This window comes from Novosphingobium aromaticivorans DSM 12444 (genome assembly GCF_000013325.1).
In the GTDB taxonomy this organism is placed as follows: domain Bacteria; phylum Pseudomonadota; class Alphaproteobacteria; order Sphingomonadales; family Sphingomonadaceae; genus Novosphingobium; species Novosphingobium aromaticivorans.
Genome location: NC_007794.1, coordinates 3,110,904 through 3,126,641 on the forward strand (window position 1 = coordinate 3,110,904; position 15,738 = coordinate 3,126,641).

General features: G+C 66.2%; 19 protein-coding genes. 7 read left to right on the forward strand and 12 right to left on the reverse strand.

The window, feature by feature from the left end; all coding sequences use genetic code 11:
- Nucleotides 1-23: 23 nt before the first annotated feature.
- A complete protein-coding gene (cobS, locus tag SARO_RS14660) occupies nucleotides 24-1,004 on the forward strand; it encodes a cobaltochelatase subunit CobS (protein ID WP_011446531.1) in 981 nt (326 codons plus the stop codon).
- Nucleotides 1,005-1,064: 60 nt separating this feature from the next.
- On the opposite strand, the gene SARO_RS14665 is transcribed toward cobS, so the two are convergent.
- The 3 genes from SARO_RS14665 to fmt are packed head-to-tail and all read right to left on the reverse strand — an operon-like array spanning nucleotide 1,065 to nucleotide 3,847.
- Nucleotides 1,065-2,180, reverse strand: a complete 1,116-nt coding sequence (locus SARO_RS14665; protein ID WP_011446532.1) for a zinc-binding dehydrogenase — start codon at nucleotides 2,178-2,180, stop codon at nucleotides 1,065-1,067.
- Between the two features lie 4 nt (nucleotides 2,181-2,184).
- Nucleotides 2,185-2,949 (reverse strand): tRNA pseudouridine(38-40) synthase TruA, encoded by a 765-nt coding sequence (gene truA, locus SARO_RS14670; RefSeq protein ID WP_011446533.1) that lies wholly within the window; start codon nucleotides 2,947-2,949, stop codon nucleotides 2,185-2,187.
- Entirely contained in the window at nucleotides 2,942-3,847 is a 906-nt protein-coding gene (fmt, locus tag SARO_RS14675; RefSeq protein WP_011446534.1) for a methionyl-tRNA formyltransferase, read from the reverse strand. Before fmt ends, truA begins: the two co-directional genes overlap by 8 nt.
- 51 nt (nucleotides 3,848-3,898) lie before the next feature.
- Here fmt and recR point away from each other — a divergent pair, with 51 nt between their 5' ends.
- Entirely contained in the window at nucleotides 3,899-4,495 is a 597-nt protein-coding gene (gene recR, locus SARO_RS14680; protein ID WP_011446535.1) for a recombination mediator RecR, read from the forward strand.
- A gap of 65 nt (nucleotides 4,496-4,560) precedes the next feature.
- Complete coding sequence (gene def / locus SARO_RS14685) at nucleotides 4,561-5,127, forward strand: peptide deformylase (protein ID WP_011446536.1); 567 nt, start codon at nucleotides 4,561-4,563, stop codon at nucleotides 5,125-5,127.
- 15 nt (nucleotides 5,128-5,142) lie between these two features.
- Here the strand turns inward: def and SARO_RS21670 are convergent, their stop codons facing one another.
- Nucleotides 5,143-5,217 (reverse strand): hypothetical protein, encoded by a 75-nt coding sequence (locus SARO_RS21670; protein ID WP_324608754.1) that lies wholly within the window; start codon nucleotides 5,215-5,217, stop codon nucleotides 5,143-5,145.
- Nucleotides 5,218-5,287: 70 nt separating this feature from the next.
- Here SARO_RS21670 and SARO_RS21675 point away from each other — a divergent pair, with 70 nt between their 5' ends.
- The 3 genes from SARO_RS21675 (at nucleotide 5,288) to SARO_RS14700 (ending at nucleotide 7,994) form a co-directional block, all read left to right on the forward strand.
- Complete coding sequence (locus tag SARO_RS21675) at nucleotides 5,288-5,497, forward strand: hypothetical protein (RefSeq protein WP_324608747.1); 210 nt, start codon at nucleotides 5,288-5,290, stop codon at nucleotides 5,495-5,497.
- A gap of 206 nt (nucleotides 5,498-5,703) precedes the next feature.
- Nucleotides 5,704-7,218 (forward strand): DNA recombination protein RmuC, encoded by a 1,515-nt coding sequence (rmuC, locus tag SARO_RS14695; protein WP_011446537.1) that lies wholly within the window; start codon nucleotides 5,704-5,706, stop codon nucleotides 7,216-7,218.
- Entirely contained in the window at nucleotides 7,215-7,994 is a 780-nt protein-coding gene (locus tag SARO_RS14700) for a hypothetical protein (protein WP_011446538.1), read from the forward strand. Before rmuC ends, SARO_RS14700 begins: the two co-directional genes overlap by 4 nt.
- 5 nt (nucleotides 7,995-7,999) lie before the next feature.
- On the opposite strand, the gene SARO_RS14705 is transcribed toward SARO_RS14700, so the two are convergent.
- The 8 genes from SARO_RS14705 to SARO_RS14740 all read right to left on the reverse strand — a co-directional run bounded on the left by SARO_RS14705 (nucleotide 8,000) and on the right by SARO_RS14740 (nucleotide 13,878).
- A complete protein-coding gene (locus tag SARO_RS14705; protein ID WP_011446539.1) occupies nucleotides 8,000-8,401 on the reverse strand; it encodes an META domain-containing protein in 402 nt (133 codons plus the stop codon).
- A 54-nt stretch (nucleotides 8,402-8,455) separates the two neighbouring features.
- Nucleotides 8,456-9,259, reverse strand: coding sequence for a TrmH family RNA methyltransferase (locus tag SARO_RS14710; protein ID WP_011446540.1), 804 nt, complete (start codon nucleotides 9,257-9,259; stop codon nucleotides 8,456-8,458).
- Nucleotides 9,260-9,310: 51 nt separating this feature from the next.
- The gene (locus SARO_RS14715) at nucleotides 9,311-9,619 is read right to left on the reverse strand and encodes an HPr family phosphocarrier protein (RefSeq protein ID WP_011446541.1); all 309 of its coding nucleotides are present in this window, start codon (nucleotides 9,617-9,619) and stop codon (nucleotides 9,311-9,313) included.
- A 1-nt stretch (nucleotide 9,620) separates the two neighbouring features.
- A complete protein-coding gene (locus tag SARO_RS14720; RefSeq protein WP_011446542.1) occupies nucleotides 9,621-10,025 on the reverse strand; it encodes a PTS sugar transporter subunit IIA in 405 nt (134 codons plus the stop codon).
- Between the two features lie 135 nt (nucleotides 10,026-10,160).
- Nucleotides 10,161-11,078 (reverse strand): RNase adapter RapZ, encoded by a 918-nt coding sequence (gene rapZ / locus SARO_RS14725; protein WP_011446543.1) that lies wholly within the window; start codon nucleotides 11,076-11,078, stop codon nucleotides 10,161-10,163.
- A 61-nt stretch (nucleotides 11,079-11,139) separates the two neighbouring features.
- Nucleotides 11,140-11,565, reverse strand: a complete 426-nt coding sequence (locus SARO_RS14730) for an HPr kinase/phosphorylase (protein WP_011446544.1) — start codon at nucleotides 11,563-11,565, stop codon at nucleotides 11,140-11,142.
- Nucleotides 11,562-13,091 carry a sensor histidine kinase gene (locus SARO_RS14735; protein WP_041551288.1) on the reverse strand — a complete coding sequence of 510 codons (1,530 nt, stop codon included), beginning with the start codon at nucleotides 13,089-13,091 and terminating at the stop codon, nucleotides 11,562-11,564. Before SARO_RS14735 ends, SARO_RS14730 begins: the two co-directional genes overlap by 4 nt.
- A gap of 34 nt (nucleotides 13,092-13,125) precedes the next feature.
- Nucleotides 13,126-13,878 (reverse strand): response regulator transcription factor, encoded by a 753-nt coding sequence (locus SARO_RS14740; protein ID WP_011446546.1) that lies wholly within the window; start codon nucleotides 13,876-13,878, stop codon nucleotides 13,126-13,128.
- 233 nt (nucleotides 13,879-14,111) lie between these two features.
- Between SARO_RS14740 and SARO_RS14745 the strand changes: the two genes are divergently transcribed.
- Nucleotides 14,112-15,716, forward strand: a complete 1,605-nt coding sequence (locus tag SARO_RS14745; RefSeq protein WP_011446547.1) for a phosphoenolpyruvate carboxykinase — start codon at nucleotides 14,112-14,114, stop codon at nucleotides 15,714-15,716.
- Nucleotides 15,717-15,738: the final 22 nt, after the last annotated feature.

Consider the following 15,738-nt stretch of genomic DNA (forward strand, 5'->3'; position numbering starts at 1 on the left):
CCGCCCGTATAGGCGGGGCAGCGATGAGCGAACTTCCGAACAGCCACGCGACGACGCTGCTCGCCGCGCCCGACACCGAAATCGATGTCCGCGAAACCTTCGGCATCGACATCGACATGAAGGTTCCCGCCTTTTCGCGGGCGGACGAGCGCGTGCCCGACCGCGACGACACCTACGTGTTCGATCCGGACACGACTCTCGCGATCCTTGCGGGCTTTGCCTACAATCGGCGCGTGATGGTCCAGGGCTATCACGGCACGGGCAAGTCGACGCACATCGAACAGGTTGCGGCGCGCCTCAACTGGCCCTGCATCCGCATCAACCTCGACGCGCACATCAGCCGCATCGACCTTGTCGGTCGTGACGCGATCGTGCTGCGCGACGGGCTGCAGGTGACCGAGTTCCGCGAAGGCCTGCTGCCGTGGGCATTGCAGACCCCGACCGCGCTGGTCTTCGACGAATACGATGCGGGCCGTCCCGACGTGATGTTCGTGATCCAGCGCGTGCTGGAAACCGAGGGCAAGCTGACCCTGCTCGACCAGAACCGCGTGATCCGCCCGAACAAGTTCTTCCGCCTCTTCGCGACGGCCAACACGGTGGGCCTTGGCGACACCTCGGGCCTCTATCACGGCACCCAGGCGATCAACCAGGGCCAGATGGACCGCTGGAACCTCGTCGTGGCACTGAACTACCTGCCCGAGGCGACCGAGGTGGAGATCGTCACCAAGAAGGTGCCCGATCTCGACCCGAAGATCGTGACCGACATGGTGCGCGTGGCGAACCTGACGCGTCAGGGCTTCATCAATGGCGACATTTCGACCGTGATGAGCCCGCGCACGGTGATCAGCTGGGCGCAGAACAGCCAGATCTTCAACGACGTCGGCTTCGCCTTCCGCCTGTCGTTCCTCAACAAGTGCGACGAGACGGAACGCGTGCTCGTGGCCGAATACTACCAGCGCGTGTTCGGCAAGGATCTGCCGGAAAGCGTCGCGCACCGGGGTTGAGACCGCCGGCGCTGAAATGGAAAAAGGCCCCTGCGAGAGCGGGGGCCTTTCTTCGTCGGCTCAGCCGTTGGGCGTGATCAGGTACTTCTCGCCGGTGCGCCGCGCGTTGTAGTCCAAAGCCGCGTCGCGGGTCAGGGCCTGTTCCAGCGTGACGCGCGCCTTGTAGCGGCTTGCGAAGGTCGTGGTCAGTTCGGCCATGACGCGGCGGCGCATCTTGTCGACGATCTCCGGCCCGAGCTTGCTCATCCAGGGCGTCAGCAGCCAGCCCGAAACGTCCCAGACGAAACCGAAGTTGCGCGTCAGGATCGTCGGCGACAGGTCGAGCGCGCCATAGATGAAAGCATGCTTCGGGCTGTTCGAACCGTAGCGACTATAGGCCGCGCCCTTGTTCGCGACCTGCTCCATCGTGGTCAGGATCTGGCTGACGAGCTTGCCGCCCCCGATCGCATCGAATGCCATGGTCGCCTTCGTCGCATCCAGCGCGGCGGCGAGATCGTCGAGGAACGTATCCTTCGAGCTATCCACCACATGTTCGGCGCCGATGCCCTTGAGGATCGCCACCTGCGCCTCGTTGCGCACGACGTTGACCAGCGGAATGCCATCGGCGTGGCAGATCCTCACGAGCATCTGGCCGAGGTTCGATGCCGCCGCCGTGTGCACCAAGGCCGAGTGACCATGATAGCGCATCGTTTCGGTAAAGCTCAGCGCCGTCAGCGGGTTGACGAAGGTCGAAGCGCCCTGCTCGGCCGTGATGCCGCCGGCCAGTTCAAGGCACATGCGCGCATCGGCAATTGCATGGGTCGCGTACATGCCGCCCGGGAAGCAGGTCACGCGCTTGCCGAGCAGGGCCTGCGCCTCTGGCGCCTCGCCCGCCGCGATCACCGTGCCGGCGCCCTCGTTGCCGACCGGCATCGCCATGCCATGGCGCGCCGACATGGCGCGCACCGCCGGCTCGGGCATCCGGGCGACAACGCGACCGGGTGAAAACTCCGCACCGACCACATCGGCCGGGCCGAACAGAAGGCCGAGGTCCGAGGGGTTGATCGGCGTCGCTTCGACCCGGATCAAGACCTCGCTGCCGGTGGGTTCGGGCACGTCGAAGTCCTGGAGCGAGACGGCGAGGGTGCCGTCGGCATCGAGCTGGGACACGATGCGCTGGCCGCGAAGCTGGGTCATGGGATCATTCTCCGGGATATTGAGCGGAGACGAAGTACAGGCCTTCCGGGGGCGCGTTAAGTCCTAATCTGCTACGGTCTTTTGCGGCCAGCGCCTCGCCCAGCTGGGCGACGCTCCATTGCCCCTGCCCGACCAGTGCAAGGCATCCCACCATCGAGCGGACCTGGTGGTGGAGAAAGCTGCGCGCTGCGGCCTCGACGATGACCCGGTCGCCGTCGCGCCGCACGTCGAGCCGGTCGAGCGTCTTCAACGGGCTGGCCGACTGGCAATGGACCGAACGGAAGGTGGTGAAATCATGATGGCCGACAAGCAGTTGCGCCGCCTCGTGCATTACCGTCTCGTCAAGGGGCTTGGCGATGCGCCACGCGCGACCGAGATCGAGCGTCAGCGGGGCGCGGCGGTTGATGATGCGATATTCATAGGCACGACCGGTGCAGGAGAAGCGGGCGTGCCAGTCCGGCGCCACCTCGATGCAATCCAGCACCGCAACCGGGTGCCCGGCAAGCCGCAGGCGCGCATTCAGCGCCTCCATCATGCGGAACGGATCGAAGGCGCGCGACAGGTCGAAATGCGCGCGCATGCCAAGCGCATGGACCCCGGTATCGGTGCGGCCCGCCGCATTGAGCGCGACCGCCTCGCCGGTGACGGAATGGACCGCTTCCTCCACCGCCTGCTGGACGCTGGGGCCGTGCGACTGGCGCTGGAAGCCCATGTAGGGACCGCCGTTCCATTCGAGGGTCAGCGCGAAGCGGGTAGGGACGTCAACCAAGACGCGTTCCCCCGGGAATGGCGCGCCCGCGCAGCAGCGAGGCAGTGTCCATGGCCGGGCGACCCGCGCGCTGGATCAGGGTCGGTCGGATCGCGCCGGTGCCGCAGGCAATGGCAAGCACGTCGTCGACCGTTACGCCCGGTTCGCCCGCCACGCCGAGGACTTCGGCCGCCAGCACGCGGTAGCGTTCGCCTTCAAGTTCGAAGAAGGCACCGGGAGCCGGGGAAAAGGCGCGGACTTGCCGTTCCACGTCCACCGCATCGCGGGTGAAGTCCAACCGGCTCTCCGCCTTGTCGATCTTGTGGGCGTAGGTCACGCCCTGCTCCGGCTGCACCACCGCAGGATAGCTCGCCAGGTCGGCCAGCACCTGCACCATCAGCGCGGCACCTTTCACCGCAAGTTCGGCGGTGAGATCGCCCGCGGTCTTGCCGTCGACCGGAGTTTCGATCCTCGCCAGCATCGGCCCGGTATCGAGTCCCCGCTCCATCTGCATGATGGTGACGCCGGTCATCTCGTCGCCCGCGAGGATCGCGCGCTGGACCGGCGCGGCGCCGCGCCAACGCGGCAGGAGCGAGCCGTGGACGTTGAGGCAGCCGAGGCGCGGCGCATCCAGCACGGCCTGCGGCAGGATCAGGCCATAGGCCGCGACGACCGCCACATCCGCATCGAACGCGGCAAGCGTGGTCTGCTCATCCGCCCCTTTGAGAGAGACGGGCGTGCGCACGTCGATCCCGTGGGCTTCGGCGGCCAGATGGACGGGCGAGGGTTGCAGCTTCTTGCCCCGTCCCGCCGGACGCGGCGGCTGGCTGTAGGCGGCGACCACATCGTGCCCGGCCGCGACGAGCGCCTCCAGCGTCGGCACCGCGAAATCGGGCGTCCCCATGAAGATGATGCGCATAAGCTGTCAGAAGGCCTTCCGTTTGTCGGCTCCGGCCCTATCTGTGCTGCCATGGCATCGCAAGAGATCGAGGCACTTTCCGGCGCTCTGGCGCGACTCCCGGGGCTCGGCCCGCGCTCGGCGAGACGCGCCGTGCTGTGGCTGATCAAGCGCCGCGAAACCGCGCTGCCGCAACTGCTGAATGCCTTGACCCAAGTCCAGGAACTGCTGGTGGAGTGCGGGGTCTGCGGCAACGTCGACACTTCGAACCCCTGCGGCATCTGTACCGACCACCGCCGCGACCAGCGTTCGATCTGCGTGGTCGAGGAAGTCGCGGACCTGTGGGCGCTCGATCGCGCGCGGCTGTTCACCGGCAAGTACCATGTTCTTGGCGGCAGGCTCTCCGCGCTGGAAGGCGTGCGGCCTGAGGACCTGACCATCGGCAGCCTGCTGGACAGGGTAGCTCAGGGCGGGATCGACGAGGTCGTCCTGGCCATGAACGCCACGCTGGAAGGCCAGACCACCGCGCACTACATCGCCGAGCGGCTGGAAGGCGCGGCGGTGCGGGTGACGCAGCTTGCCCATGGCCTGCCGGTGGGGGGCGAACTCGATTATCTCGATGAAGGCACACTGGCGCAGGCCCTGCGGGCAAGGCGCCCGGTGGGCTGAGAGCCGATCACACTGATCGAAACGGTGTCCTTGCGACTCCGCCGGACATTCCTTATCTGCGCCCCATGGCCATCCGCGAAATCATCGAAGTCCCCGACCCGCGCCTGAAGCAGGTCTCCGTCCCCGTCGAGAAGTTCGACGACGAGCTGAAGACGCTTGTCGAGGACATGTTCGAAACGATGTACGATGCCCCCGGCATCGGCCTCGCCGCGATCCAGGTGGGCGTGCCCCTGCGCGTGCTGGTGATCGACCTCCAGCCCGACGATCCCGACGCCGAGCCGGTCGCCTGCGACCATGACGGCCACCATCACCACCACCAGCCGACGAAGAAGGAGCCGCGGGTCTTCATCAACCCCGAGATCCTCGATCCGTCGGAAGAATACAGCGTCTACCAGGAAGGCTGTCTCTCGGTCCCCGAGATCTACGCCGAGGTGGAACGCCCCGCCACGATCCGCGCGCGCTGGCAGGATCTAGACGGCAAGGTCCACGAGGAGCAGATGGAAGGCCTGATGGCCACTTGCCTCCAGCACGAGATGGACCATCTCGAGGGCGTGCTGTTCATCGACCACCTCTCGCGCCTCAAGCGCAACATGGCGCTCAAGAAGCTGGAAAAGCTGCGCAAGGCGGCGTGACGCATCGAGGCCGCGCTACGCGGCCTCGTGCACTTCCTTGTCGAGGTCTTCCAGCGCCCGGCGGCAATCGTCGGCGCATTCGCGACACATCTGCGCGCAGCGCCGGCAATGCGCATGATCGTGCCTTGCACATTCCGCCTCGCAGATCTCGCAGGCCTTGATGCAGACGGCGAGCTGTGCCGCGGATCAGCTCGCGGTTCGAACCGGTGCGACGCATGGCGACACGGCTGGTCGCGGCGCAGATGTCGGAACAATCGAGGCAGGTGCGAATGCACTGGCCCATGTCCATCGCTTCGGCGAGACAGGCATCGGCGCAGGAATTGCAGATCGCGGAGCAAAAGACCGCGTGCTTCACCGCCAGCCCCAGTGAGGCGTTGTAGCTCGCGCCCACTTGCGGGTGCTCGGCAATCATCTTCTCGATAGACATGGCGCTCTCCTTCGGTCTCGCCTGACCGAAGCGGGTCGACGGTCGATCCGTTCCGCGCTCCGCCGTGCCTGTGGAACAGACGGTCCGAAGCGGTTGCGCTGGAGGCCCCGTCGGGATAGGTTCCCATTTCGTTCCAATCGGAGAAGTTCGTGGATTCTGCCCTGCTCGTCGTTGTTGCACTCGTGATCGGCCTCGGGATCGGCTGGTTCCTCGGCTCGCGTCCAACAGCCGAATGGCGCGCGCGGCATGACCAGCGCGATGCCGATGCCAAGGCGCACGAAGGCACGATCAAGGCGATGACCGTCGATCTTGCCGCCACGGTCGAACAGAAGAAGGCGCTGGAAGCCAGCCTCGCCGAATTGCAGGACGTGCGCCGCCAGCGCGACGAACTTGCCCCGGCCCTCGCTGCTGCCCGACAGCGCGCTTCGGATGCCGATCAGGTGCGCGCCGAACTGGCGCAGGTGCGCGATGATCGTGAAGCCCTGCGCGCGGATCTCGAACGCCTGAAGGCTGACGCCGAGAACTTCGCCGAGCAGAAGCGCCTGCTGATCGAAGCGCAGGAAGCGCTGCGCAAGGAGTTCGAGAACGCCGGCAACAAGGTGCTGGAGAAGGCGCAGGAGACCTTCCTGGCCCGCGCGCAGTCGCGCTTCGAGGAAAGCGAGAAGACCAGCGCCGAACGGCTCAAGTCGCTGCTCGCGCCGGTCGACCAGCGGCTGAAGAGCTACGAGGAGCAGGTCCAGAACCTCGAGAAACAGCGGGTCGATTCGTTCGGCCAGCTTACCGGCCTGATCCAGTCGATGCGCGACGGGCAGGAAGCGGTGCGGGCCGCCGCTGCCCAGCTCGGCAACAGCTTGCGCAATGGTCCCAAGACCCGCGGACGCTGGGGCGAACTTCAGTTGCGCAACGTGCTGGAACAGTGCGGCCTTTCCGAACACACCGATTTCATCACCGAACATTCGGTCGAGACCGATGAAGGGCGCCTGCGCCCCGACGCCATCGTGCGCGTGCCCGGCAACAAGTTGCTGGTGATCGATGCCAAGGTATCGCTCAACGCTTACCAGGACGCCTTCGAGGCGGAGGACGACGATACCCGCAAGATCGCGCTCAATGCCCACGTCCAGTCGATGCGCAACCATATCCAGACGCTGGGCGCAAAGTCCTACCAGTCGCAGTTCGAGGAAGCGCCGGACTATGTGCTGATGTTCGTGCCCGGCGAGCACTTCATCGCCGCCGCGCTGGAGCGCGATCCCACGTTGTGGGACTTCGCGTTCGAGCGCCGCGTCCTGCTGGCAAGCCCGACCAACCTCGTCGCCATCGCCCGCACCGTCGCGCAGGTATGGCGACAGGACGGCCTTGCCCGCGAGGCGCGCGAGATCGGCCGCATGGGCGGCGAGCTTTACGACCGGCTGGCGGTTGCCGCCGAACACCTCAAGCGTGTCGGCAGCGGGCTCGACAGTGCGGTCAGCAATTACAACAAGTTCGTCGGCAGCTTCGAACGCAATGTGCTGTCGGCAGGTCGCCGCCTGAAGGACAAGCACATCGAGATCGGCAAGCGCGAACTTGAAGAAGTGCCGCTTGTCGAATCCGCGCCCCGTTATGCCGATGCGGAACCGGCGGCGATTGCCGCGGTTCCGGACGATGAAGGGACGATAGCAGCGGAATGAAGGCGAGCCTCGGATCGGCGCTGATCGCATTGGCGGGCGCACTTGCGTCGGCAGGGTGCGACACTGCGCCCGATCCGCAAGCGTCCTCGTCCGCCGAAACCGCGAGCCCCCCCGCGCCCGAGGTATCCGCCACCGCCAGCGAGGCTTTCGTCGCCGAGGCGGAAGCATCGGCCGATGCCGCCGCAGAGGCCAGCCCTGCCGCGCCGAGCGTCGTCACCTATGCACCGAAGGACGAATGCGCCGGAAGGGCTGGCTGGACCGATTTCCGCAAGGCGCTGGGGAACGCGGTCTCCGCACGCGATGCCCGTGCCTTCGCCGCTCTCGCCTCCAGCGATGTCGCGCTCGACTATGGCGGCGGGAGCGGGACGGATGAACTGGTCAAGCGGCTTTCCGACCCCGCGTCCGGGCTGTGGCAGGAACTCGACGCGATCCTGCCGCTGGGCTGCGCGGTTCAGGGCGGGCTGGCCGCCATGCCGTGGATCTTCTGGAACGTACCGGAAAACACCGAAAGCTATGAAACGATGCTGGTGCTGGGCCAGGACACGGCATTGCGCGACCGGCCGGGCGGCAAGGCCCTGGCTCCGGCGGGCTGGCGCCTCGCGTCGATCGATACGAGACGCTTCGATCCCAAGGCGCGCGCTGCGCGGGTGACGCTGGAAGATGGCGCGAAGGGCTGGATAGAGACTGCGAAGCTGCGCAGCCTTCTCGACTATCGGCTGATCGCGGAGCCGCGCGACGGCGGCTGGCGCATCACCGCCTTCATCGCCGGGGACTAGGCGGCTTATTCCGCCTTGAGTTGGAGATCGAGCGCGTGGCCGCCCGACGTCAGCCGCATCGAACGGCCCCTGCGCGAAATCTCGGGAGCCGCCGAAAGCAGCGCGTTCACCGCTTCTTCCTGCTGCCACACCGGGCCTTCGCAGAACATCCGCGTCGCCATCAGGGGGCCGGCGATCAACCGCCCGCCCTCTACCCGGTATTCCCCGCCGATCCCGTTGCATCCGACGTTCGCGCCGAGCCTGTCCTCGTCGAAGCGCATCGCGGCCTTTGCTGGCGCGACTGGCGCCGCGCCGTCGATCCGCACGATGGCCCAATGCGTGCCCGAGAGTCCTTCGCCGCCGGAAGGGGCGGTCGCGCAACCGCCAAGGGTGACGCTGGCGACGATAAGGGCAAGGACACTGCGCATGAGACAGACATGCGCCCTTGCGACTGACCGGGGGATTAACCGGACAGTCCGATCCTATCGCTCGAGCGTGGCAAGCACTTCGTAAGCGAGTACCGCGCCTGCCACGGCCGCGTTCAGGCTGTCGGCCCGGCCCTTCATCGGCATCGTCACGCGCAGGTCGCAAGCCAGTTCGTAATCTTCGGGCAGGCCCCGCGATTCGTTGCCGACCATGACGAAGCATGGCGCGACGTATGGCGCGCCGCGATAAGGCACGGCATCGCGCAGGGAAGCGGCAACCAGCTGCCCCTCACCCGCGCGCAGCCAGGCGATGAACTCGTCCCACCGCGCCTGGGCAAGCTTTTCGGTAAAGATCGCACCCATGCTGGCGCGCACCGCCTCGACCGAGAAGGGGTCGACGCAATCGTCGATCAGGATGAGCCCGCCCGCGCCCACCGCGTCGGCGGTGCGCAGCATGGTGCCGAGGTTCCCGGGATCGCGCATCGCATGGGCGACCAGCCAGATCGGCGCGGCGTTGCGATCTATCAGCCTGATAGATGTGTCCCATTCCGCGAAGACCCCGGCGACGGCCTGCGGGTTTTCCTTGCCGGTGACCTTGGACAGGATATCCAGCGGCAGTTCGATCACCTCGCCGCCGGCTGCGTCCACCGCCTGTTCCAGTTCGTCCAGCAGCGGATGGGCTTCGCGCCCTTCGGCCATCAGGAGGATTTCCGGCAGCCGCCCGCCTTCACGTGCATCCGTCAGCAGGCGCAGTCCCTCGGCAAGGAACTTGCGCTCGCGCCGCCGATGCTTCTTCTCGCGCAGGCTGCGGACGAACTTTACCGTCGGGTTGGAATAGCCGGTGATGATCTTGCGGGTCATCGCGCCCCCATGCGGCAGCCAGCGCGCGGCGGCAACCGCCCGCAAGCTGTTTCAGTCTTCCCCGAAGCCGTCCTTGATCAGGCCGGTGAGCTTCATCAGGATCGCGTCGGCCTCGCCCTCGGGCCCGGCAACAGCTACGTCGACAGTGTCGCCCCGGGCGGCGCCCAGCATCATCAGTCCCAGGATCGAGGCGCCATTGGCATCAGTCCCATCCTTGGCGACGGTCACGTCGAAGCCCTCGGGCAGCTTGGCCACGGCATTCACGAACTTCGCGCTGGCCCGGGCATGAAGGCCGCGCTGGTTGACGATCGTCACCGTTTCGCGAGTGACGTATCCCTGCTGCGCGCCCTGTTCCGCCATATCATGCATCCTGTCCGAGAAATTCGGAAGCGATCGTTATGTAGTTGCGTCCGGCGTCGCGCGCCGCCGCAGTCGCTTCCTTGACGCCCATGCAGTTGCGCGCCTTGGCCAGGCGGATCAGCATGGGCAGGTTGATACCGGCAATGACTTCGATCTTGCCTGCCTGCATGAGCGAGATCGCGAGGTTGGAGGGCGTTCCGCCGAACAGGTCGGTCAGGATGATAACGCCTTCGCCGCTGTCCACGCGCTTGATCGCGTCGGCAATCTCCTTGCGGCGCTTCTCCATGTCGTCGTTGGGGCCGATGCAGACGCCGATGACATCGCTTTGCCGGCCAACCACATGCTCCATCGCATGGATGAATTCATCGGCAAGGGCGCCGTGGGTAACGAGAATCAGACCGATCATGAAAGGGACAGGCTCCGAGGTGCGACCGTGTATCCTGCCGAAGCGCGGCTTAACGCAGGCTTGGCGTGAATACGGGGGACGCAAGACGACTGGGTATCGAAATGCATGACTTCCAGTACTGCCCCGCCCATTCCGTTATCCCTTGACGCCTTCGAGCAGGTCGGCTGCCCGCGACGACAGGTTGCGATGCAATAATGTGGGAGAAAATCCCGCTTCGCGCAAGGCGGAAGCGATCTGCTCGGCCATGAACACGGAACGGTGACGCCCGCCGGTACAGCCGAACGCGATATGGACGTAGGCCTTGCCCTGTTCCTGGTATCGGGGAAGCAGGAGCAGCAGGAGATCGCGGATCCGCTCGAATGCCTCGTCGAACGCCGGGTCCTTGCGGATATATTCGCCCACTGCCTTGTCCCGCCCTGTCTGGGGACGCAGGTCGTCCACCCAGTGCGGGTTGGCGAGGAAACGCATGTCGAACACGAGGTCGGCCAGCGGGGGCATTCCGCGCGAGAAGCCGAAGCTGCTGATCGTGATCGTGGTCGGAGTAGCGATCTCGCCGCCGAACTGATCGCGAATCGCCTGCTGGAGGTCGTTGGTGGTGAAGCTGGTTGTAGTGATCACCACGTCCGCCCAGCGTCGCAGCGGTTCAAGCAGTTCGCGCTCAGCCGCGATGCCCGTCGCCGCCGGCTTGTCCTCGCTCATCGGATGGCGACGGCGGGTCTCGTTATAGCGCCGCTCAAGCTCGGTGCCCGCGCAATCGAGGAACAGCGTCGTGATCTGGAGATCGCTGCGCTGCGACAGCTTCTTGACCAGTTCGATCGTGCGCGAAGGATCGAAGCCGCGCGTGCGGGTATCGAAGCCGATGGCCATCGGCGCCCCCGGCTCCATCCGGGCCGAGCCGGGCTCTGTCTCGAGCAGGCGGTCGAGCAGGCGGATCGGAAAATTGTCGATCGCCTCCCACCCCATGTCCTCGAGCGTGCGCAGCGCAGTCGTCTTGCCCGCGCCAAGCAGGCCGGTGACGAGAAGAATTCGCTGGGGTGCCGAATCCGCGGACATGGCTATCGCTTTGCGCCTTCGTGGCGCGCTTGGAAAGTCCGCGAGGACGACCTGTCCACCGTCAGCAGGTCGTCAACCCATGGACCGACAGCGCCATTTCCGCCCTGAGATGGAGGACCGGCGATTCGGGCCACAGCCTGACCAGCGGCAGCGCGATGCCGCAGATTTCCATGACGTCCGGCGTGCCGACGAAACGCGGCGCATCGACGTCCAGCCGGACCAGCAGGGATACAGGGACGGGCGCCGAAACCGGCAGGTCGACGATGCCGACGTTGCGGACTTCCAGCTTGCCAGCAATGTGCGGGTGGGGCGCGGCAATCAAGCGTCCGCCCTGCACGCGCAACAGCACGCCATCGTCCCCCACCAGCGTCGCGCCCCTGTCGATGAGTGCCAGTGCGAGACTGGACTTGCCCGTACCCGGCGCACCTTCGATGAGCAGCCCCCGCCCGCCGATCGCAACGCACCCCGCCTGCCGGACAACGCTCATTCGCTTTCTTCCGCGAGCAGGGGAAGGCTGAGCACGAGGTAGGCCCCCGCCTTTCCGTCCGGACGGTCGCCGATCACGAGCGCGCCATCGTGAGCTTCGGCTATGGTCCGCGCGATGGCCAGACCGAGGCCGCTATGCGCCCCGAACGCTTCCTCTTCCGGGCGCACCGAATGGAACCGCTCAAATACCTTGTCGCGCTCTCCCGCCGGGATGCCCGGCCCTTCGTCGGACACCGAAAGGTGCGCGGCCTCGCCATCGCCCCAGGCGACGACTTCGACCTCGCCACCGGGTGGCGAAAAGGACACCGCATTGTCGAGCAGGTTCTCCAGCACGCGCTCCAGCCGCGCGGCATCGCCCGCAACGACCGTGTCGCCACCGCCATTGGAGAAGCGGATGGGCGTCGAGACATTGGCACGCACGTCGCGCGCGCCCACCACCTGCGAGGCCAGCGCGGCTACGTCCAGCGGGACGAAGGTCGCGCGGCTGAGTTCGGCGTCGATGCGGCTCGCGTCGGCGATTTCGGTGATGAGGCGGTCGATGCGCTGCACGTCGTGCGCCGCGATCCCCGCGAGCTGGCGGCGAAGTGCGGGGTCCTCCACCCGCTCCATCGTCTCCAGCGCACTCGACAGCGAAGCGAGCGGGTTCTTCAGTTCGTGCGCCACATCCGCCGCGAACATCTCGACCGCGTCGATGCGCTGGCGCAGCGCGGTCGTCATGTCCGACACCGCGCGTGCCAGAAGCCCGATCTCGTCGCCGCGATCCGGAAGTCGCGGCACCACGACCTCGCGCTCCCGCCCGAGACGGACGCGCACCGCCGCGCGCACCAGCGCCCGCAGCGGCTGGACGATCGTTCGCGCGAGGAACAGCGAAAGCTGGACCGACAGCAACAGCGCAATGCCGATGATGATGACCAGCGTCTGGCGGGCATCGCGGACCGACTGGGTGATGTCGAGCGCGTTGCGCAGCGTGAGCAGGACTTCGCCCCTCGTCCCCACCGGCGTCGCGGCAGTGATGACCGGCGTGCGGTCTGGCGCATAGCGGAGGAACACCTCGGTTTGCCCCGATACCCGCGCGGCGCGAATTTCGGGCCATTGCCCGGCGGGCTGTTCGGCGGTGTCGCTGTAACGCTCGACACTGGGCGCATTGACGATGAAGTCCACGCCCCGGTCGAGCAGCCGCGCCGCCTTCTGGTACCACGGCTCGCTTTCCGGATCGACGAGCGCGAACGACGGCGGGGCAAGCGCGAAGCTGTCCGCCTCCAGCCGGCTTTCGGCGTCGTAGAGCCGCAGGCGCAGCACCTGCTCCTGCCCGATCCGGACCAGCAGGCGCCGCCGTTCGGCCATCGGCGTTTCGTCAAGCGCGTCTGCCGCGATCTCGGCTTCGGCCCGGGCGAGCTTGAAGCGTTCGTCGATAAGCTGGGTGCGATAGCTGTCGAGATAGAAGAAGCCACCCGCGAGCAGCGCCAGCGCTATCACGTTGACGAAAAGGATGCGGGTGGTGAGCGAAACGCCGCGGATACGCGGCAGACGCCTCAACCGGGGCCTGGGAAGCGGGGCCTCGTCACTCCTCGGCAAAGCTGTACCCTGCCCCGTATAGCGTCTCGATGGCGCCGAAGGCCGGGTCGGCCACGCGGAACTTGCGGCGCAGGCGCTTGATGTGGCTGTCTATCGTCCGGTCATCGACGAAAACGTCGTCATGATAGGCCGCGTCCATGAGCTGGTTGCGCGTCTTGACCACGCCTGGCCGAACCGCGAGCGCCTCGAGGATCAGGAACTCGGTGACGGTGAGCGATACCGGCGCATCGTTCCACGTCACGGCGTGGCGGGCCGGGTCCATCACCAGCCTTCCGCGCCGGATGGGTTCCGGCAAGGGTTCGCCAGGTTGCTCCTCCTCGGCCTCGCGCCGCACGATCTCGCTCCGCCGCAGGATAGCCTTGATCCGCGCCACCAGAAGGCGCTGGCTGAACGGCTTTGCGATATAGTCGTCAGCGCCCATGGACAGGCCAAGCGCCTCGTCCGCCTCGTCGTCCTTGCTGGTCAGGAAGATCAGCGGCAGCTCGCTCTTCTCGCGCAGCCGGCGCAGGAGTTCGAGCCCGTCCATGCGCGGCATCTTGATGTCGCACACGGCAAGGTCGGGCGGGTTTTCCAGCATGGCCTTCAGCGCCGTGTCGCCATCGTTGTAGAGACGGGTGGCGAAGCCTTCGGTCTGCAATGCGATCGAAACCGTGGTCAGGATGTTGCGGTCGTCATCCACCAGCGCGATCGTTCGCGGCGCATCGGGCGCTTCCGGGCGGACGGATTGCGGGGTGACCATGGTGGGGCTGGATACCGGTAGCCGGCAAAGCTTGCAACTTTCTGCCGAAAAGGCACCACGAAACGAAGTTGCACGACACGCAACTTGCTGCGCAAAAATCTTCGTTGTCCTGTGCCATTTGACGCAGCAATTGCAGGACACTATGCGCGATCCGAGAATCAGCGCATTCGTATTCGCAATCCGTGCGTAGGGCGGCATGTCGCTGCTCGTGCGCCACCAACGGGAGGCCCCAAGTGTCCGATACCACCCTGAACGTGTCCCTCGCCAGCCAGGGCTACCCTGAACCGGCCGAGCTGTTCGCCAACCTCGGCACCGCGCCCCTGGTGGAACACGCCGTCCGCAACGGCGAAGGCCTGCTCTGCGTCGATGGCCCGCTGGTGGTCGAGACCGGCAAGCACACCGGCCGCTCGGCCAAGGACAAGTTCATCGTCCGCGATGCCGAAACCGAAAACACCGTCTGGTGGGGCAAGACCAACGTCGCGATGTCGCCCGAGCACTTCGCCGCGCTCAAGGCCGACTTCATCAAGGCGCTGGGCGAGAAGGATCGCCTCTACGTTGCCGACCTGTTCGGCGGCAGCCAGCCGGAGCACCGCGTCAAGGTGCGCGTGATCAACGAACTCGCGTGGCACAACCTGTTCATCCGCACCCTGCTGGTGCGCCCGACCACCGACGAGCTGGCCTCGTTCGTGCCGGAATACACGATCATCGACCTGCCTAGCTTCCGCGCCGACCCGGCTCGCCACGGCAGCCGCAGCGAGACCGTGATCGCGGTGAACTTCACCGAAAAGCTGATTCTGATCGGCGGCACGGCCTATGCCGGCGAGATGAAGAAATCGGTCTTCGGCATCCTCAACTACCTGCTGCCGGTAAAGGGCGTGATGCCGATGCACTGCTCGGCCAACGTCGGCCCCGACGGCAAGACCGCCGTATTCTTCGGCCTTTCCGGCACCGGCAAGACCACGCTTTCGGCCGATGCTTCGCGCACGCTCATCGGTGACGACGAGCATGGCTGGTCCGACACCGCCGTGTTCAACTTCGAAGGCGGCTGCTACGCCAAGATGATCCGCCTCTCGGCCGAAGCCGAACCGGAAATCTTCGCGACGACCAAGCGCTTCGGCACCGTGCTCGAGAACGTCGTGATCGATCCGGTCACCCGCACGATCGACCTCGACGACAACAGCCTCGCCGAGAACAGCCGCGGTTCCTACCCGATCGACTTCATCCCGAACGCGAGCGAGGAAAACCTCGGCCCGGTTCCGGCCAACCTGATCTTCCTCACCGCCGATGCCTATGGCGTCCTGCCCCCGATCGCGCGCCTCACGCCTGACCAGGCAATGTACCACTTCCTCTCGGGCTACACCGCCCGCGTCGCCGGTACCGAGATCGGCGTGACCGAACCGGAAGCCACCTTCTCGACCTGCTTCGGCGCGCCGTTCATGCCGCGTCACCCGTCGGTCTACGGCAACCTCCTCAAGGAGCGCATCGCCAAGGGCGGCGTGAAGTGCTGGCTGGTCAACACCGGCTGGTCCGGCGGCAAGGCCACGCAGGAAGGCATCAAGCGCATGCCGATCAAGGCCACCCGCGCCCTGCTCAACGCCGCTCTCGACGGCAGCCTCAACAGCGCGACCTTCACCAAGGACCCGAACTTCGGCTTTGAAGTTCCGGTCGAGGTTCCGGGCGTCGACACCAAGCTGCTCGACCCGCGCGGCGCATGGGCCGACGGCGAGGAGTACGACAAGACGGCGCAGGAACTCGTGCGCAAGTTCGTCGACAACTTCCAGCAGTTCGCCGACCACGTCGACCAGTCGGTCCGCGATGCGGCACCCGTCGCCGCCTGATCGCAAGCGACATCGCTGAAAC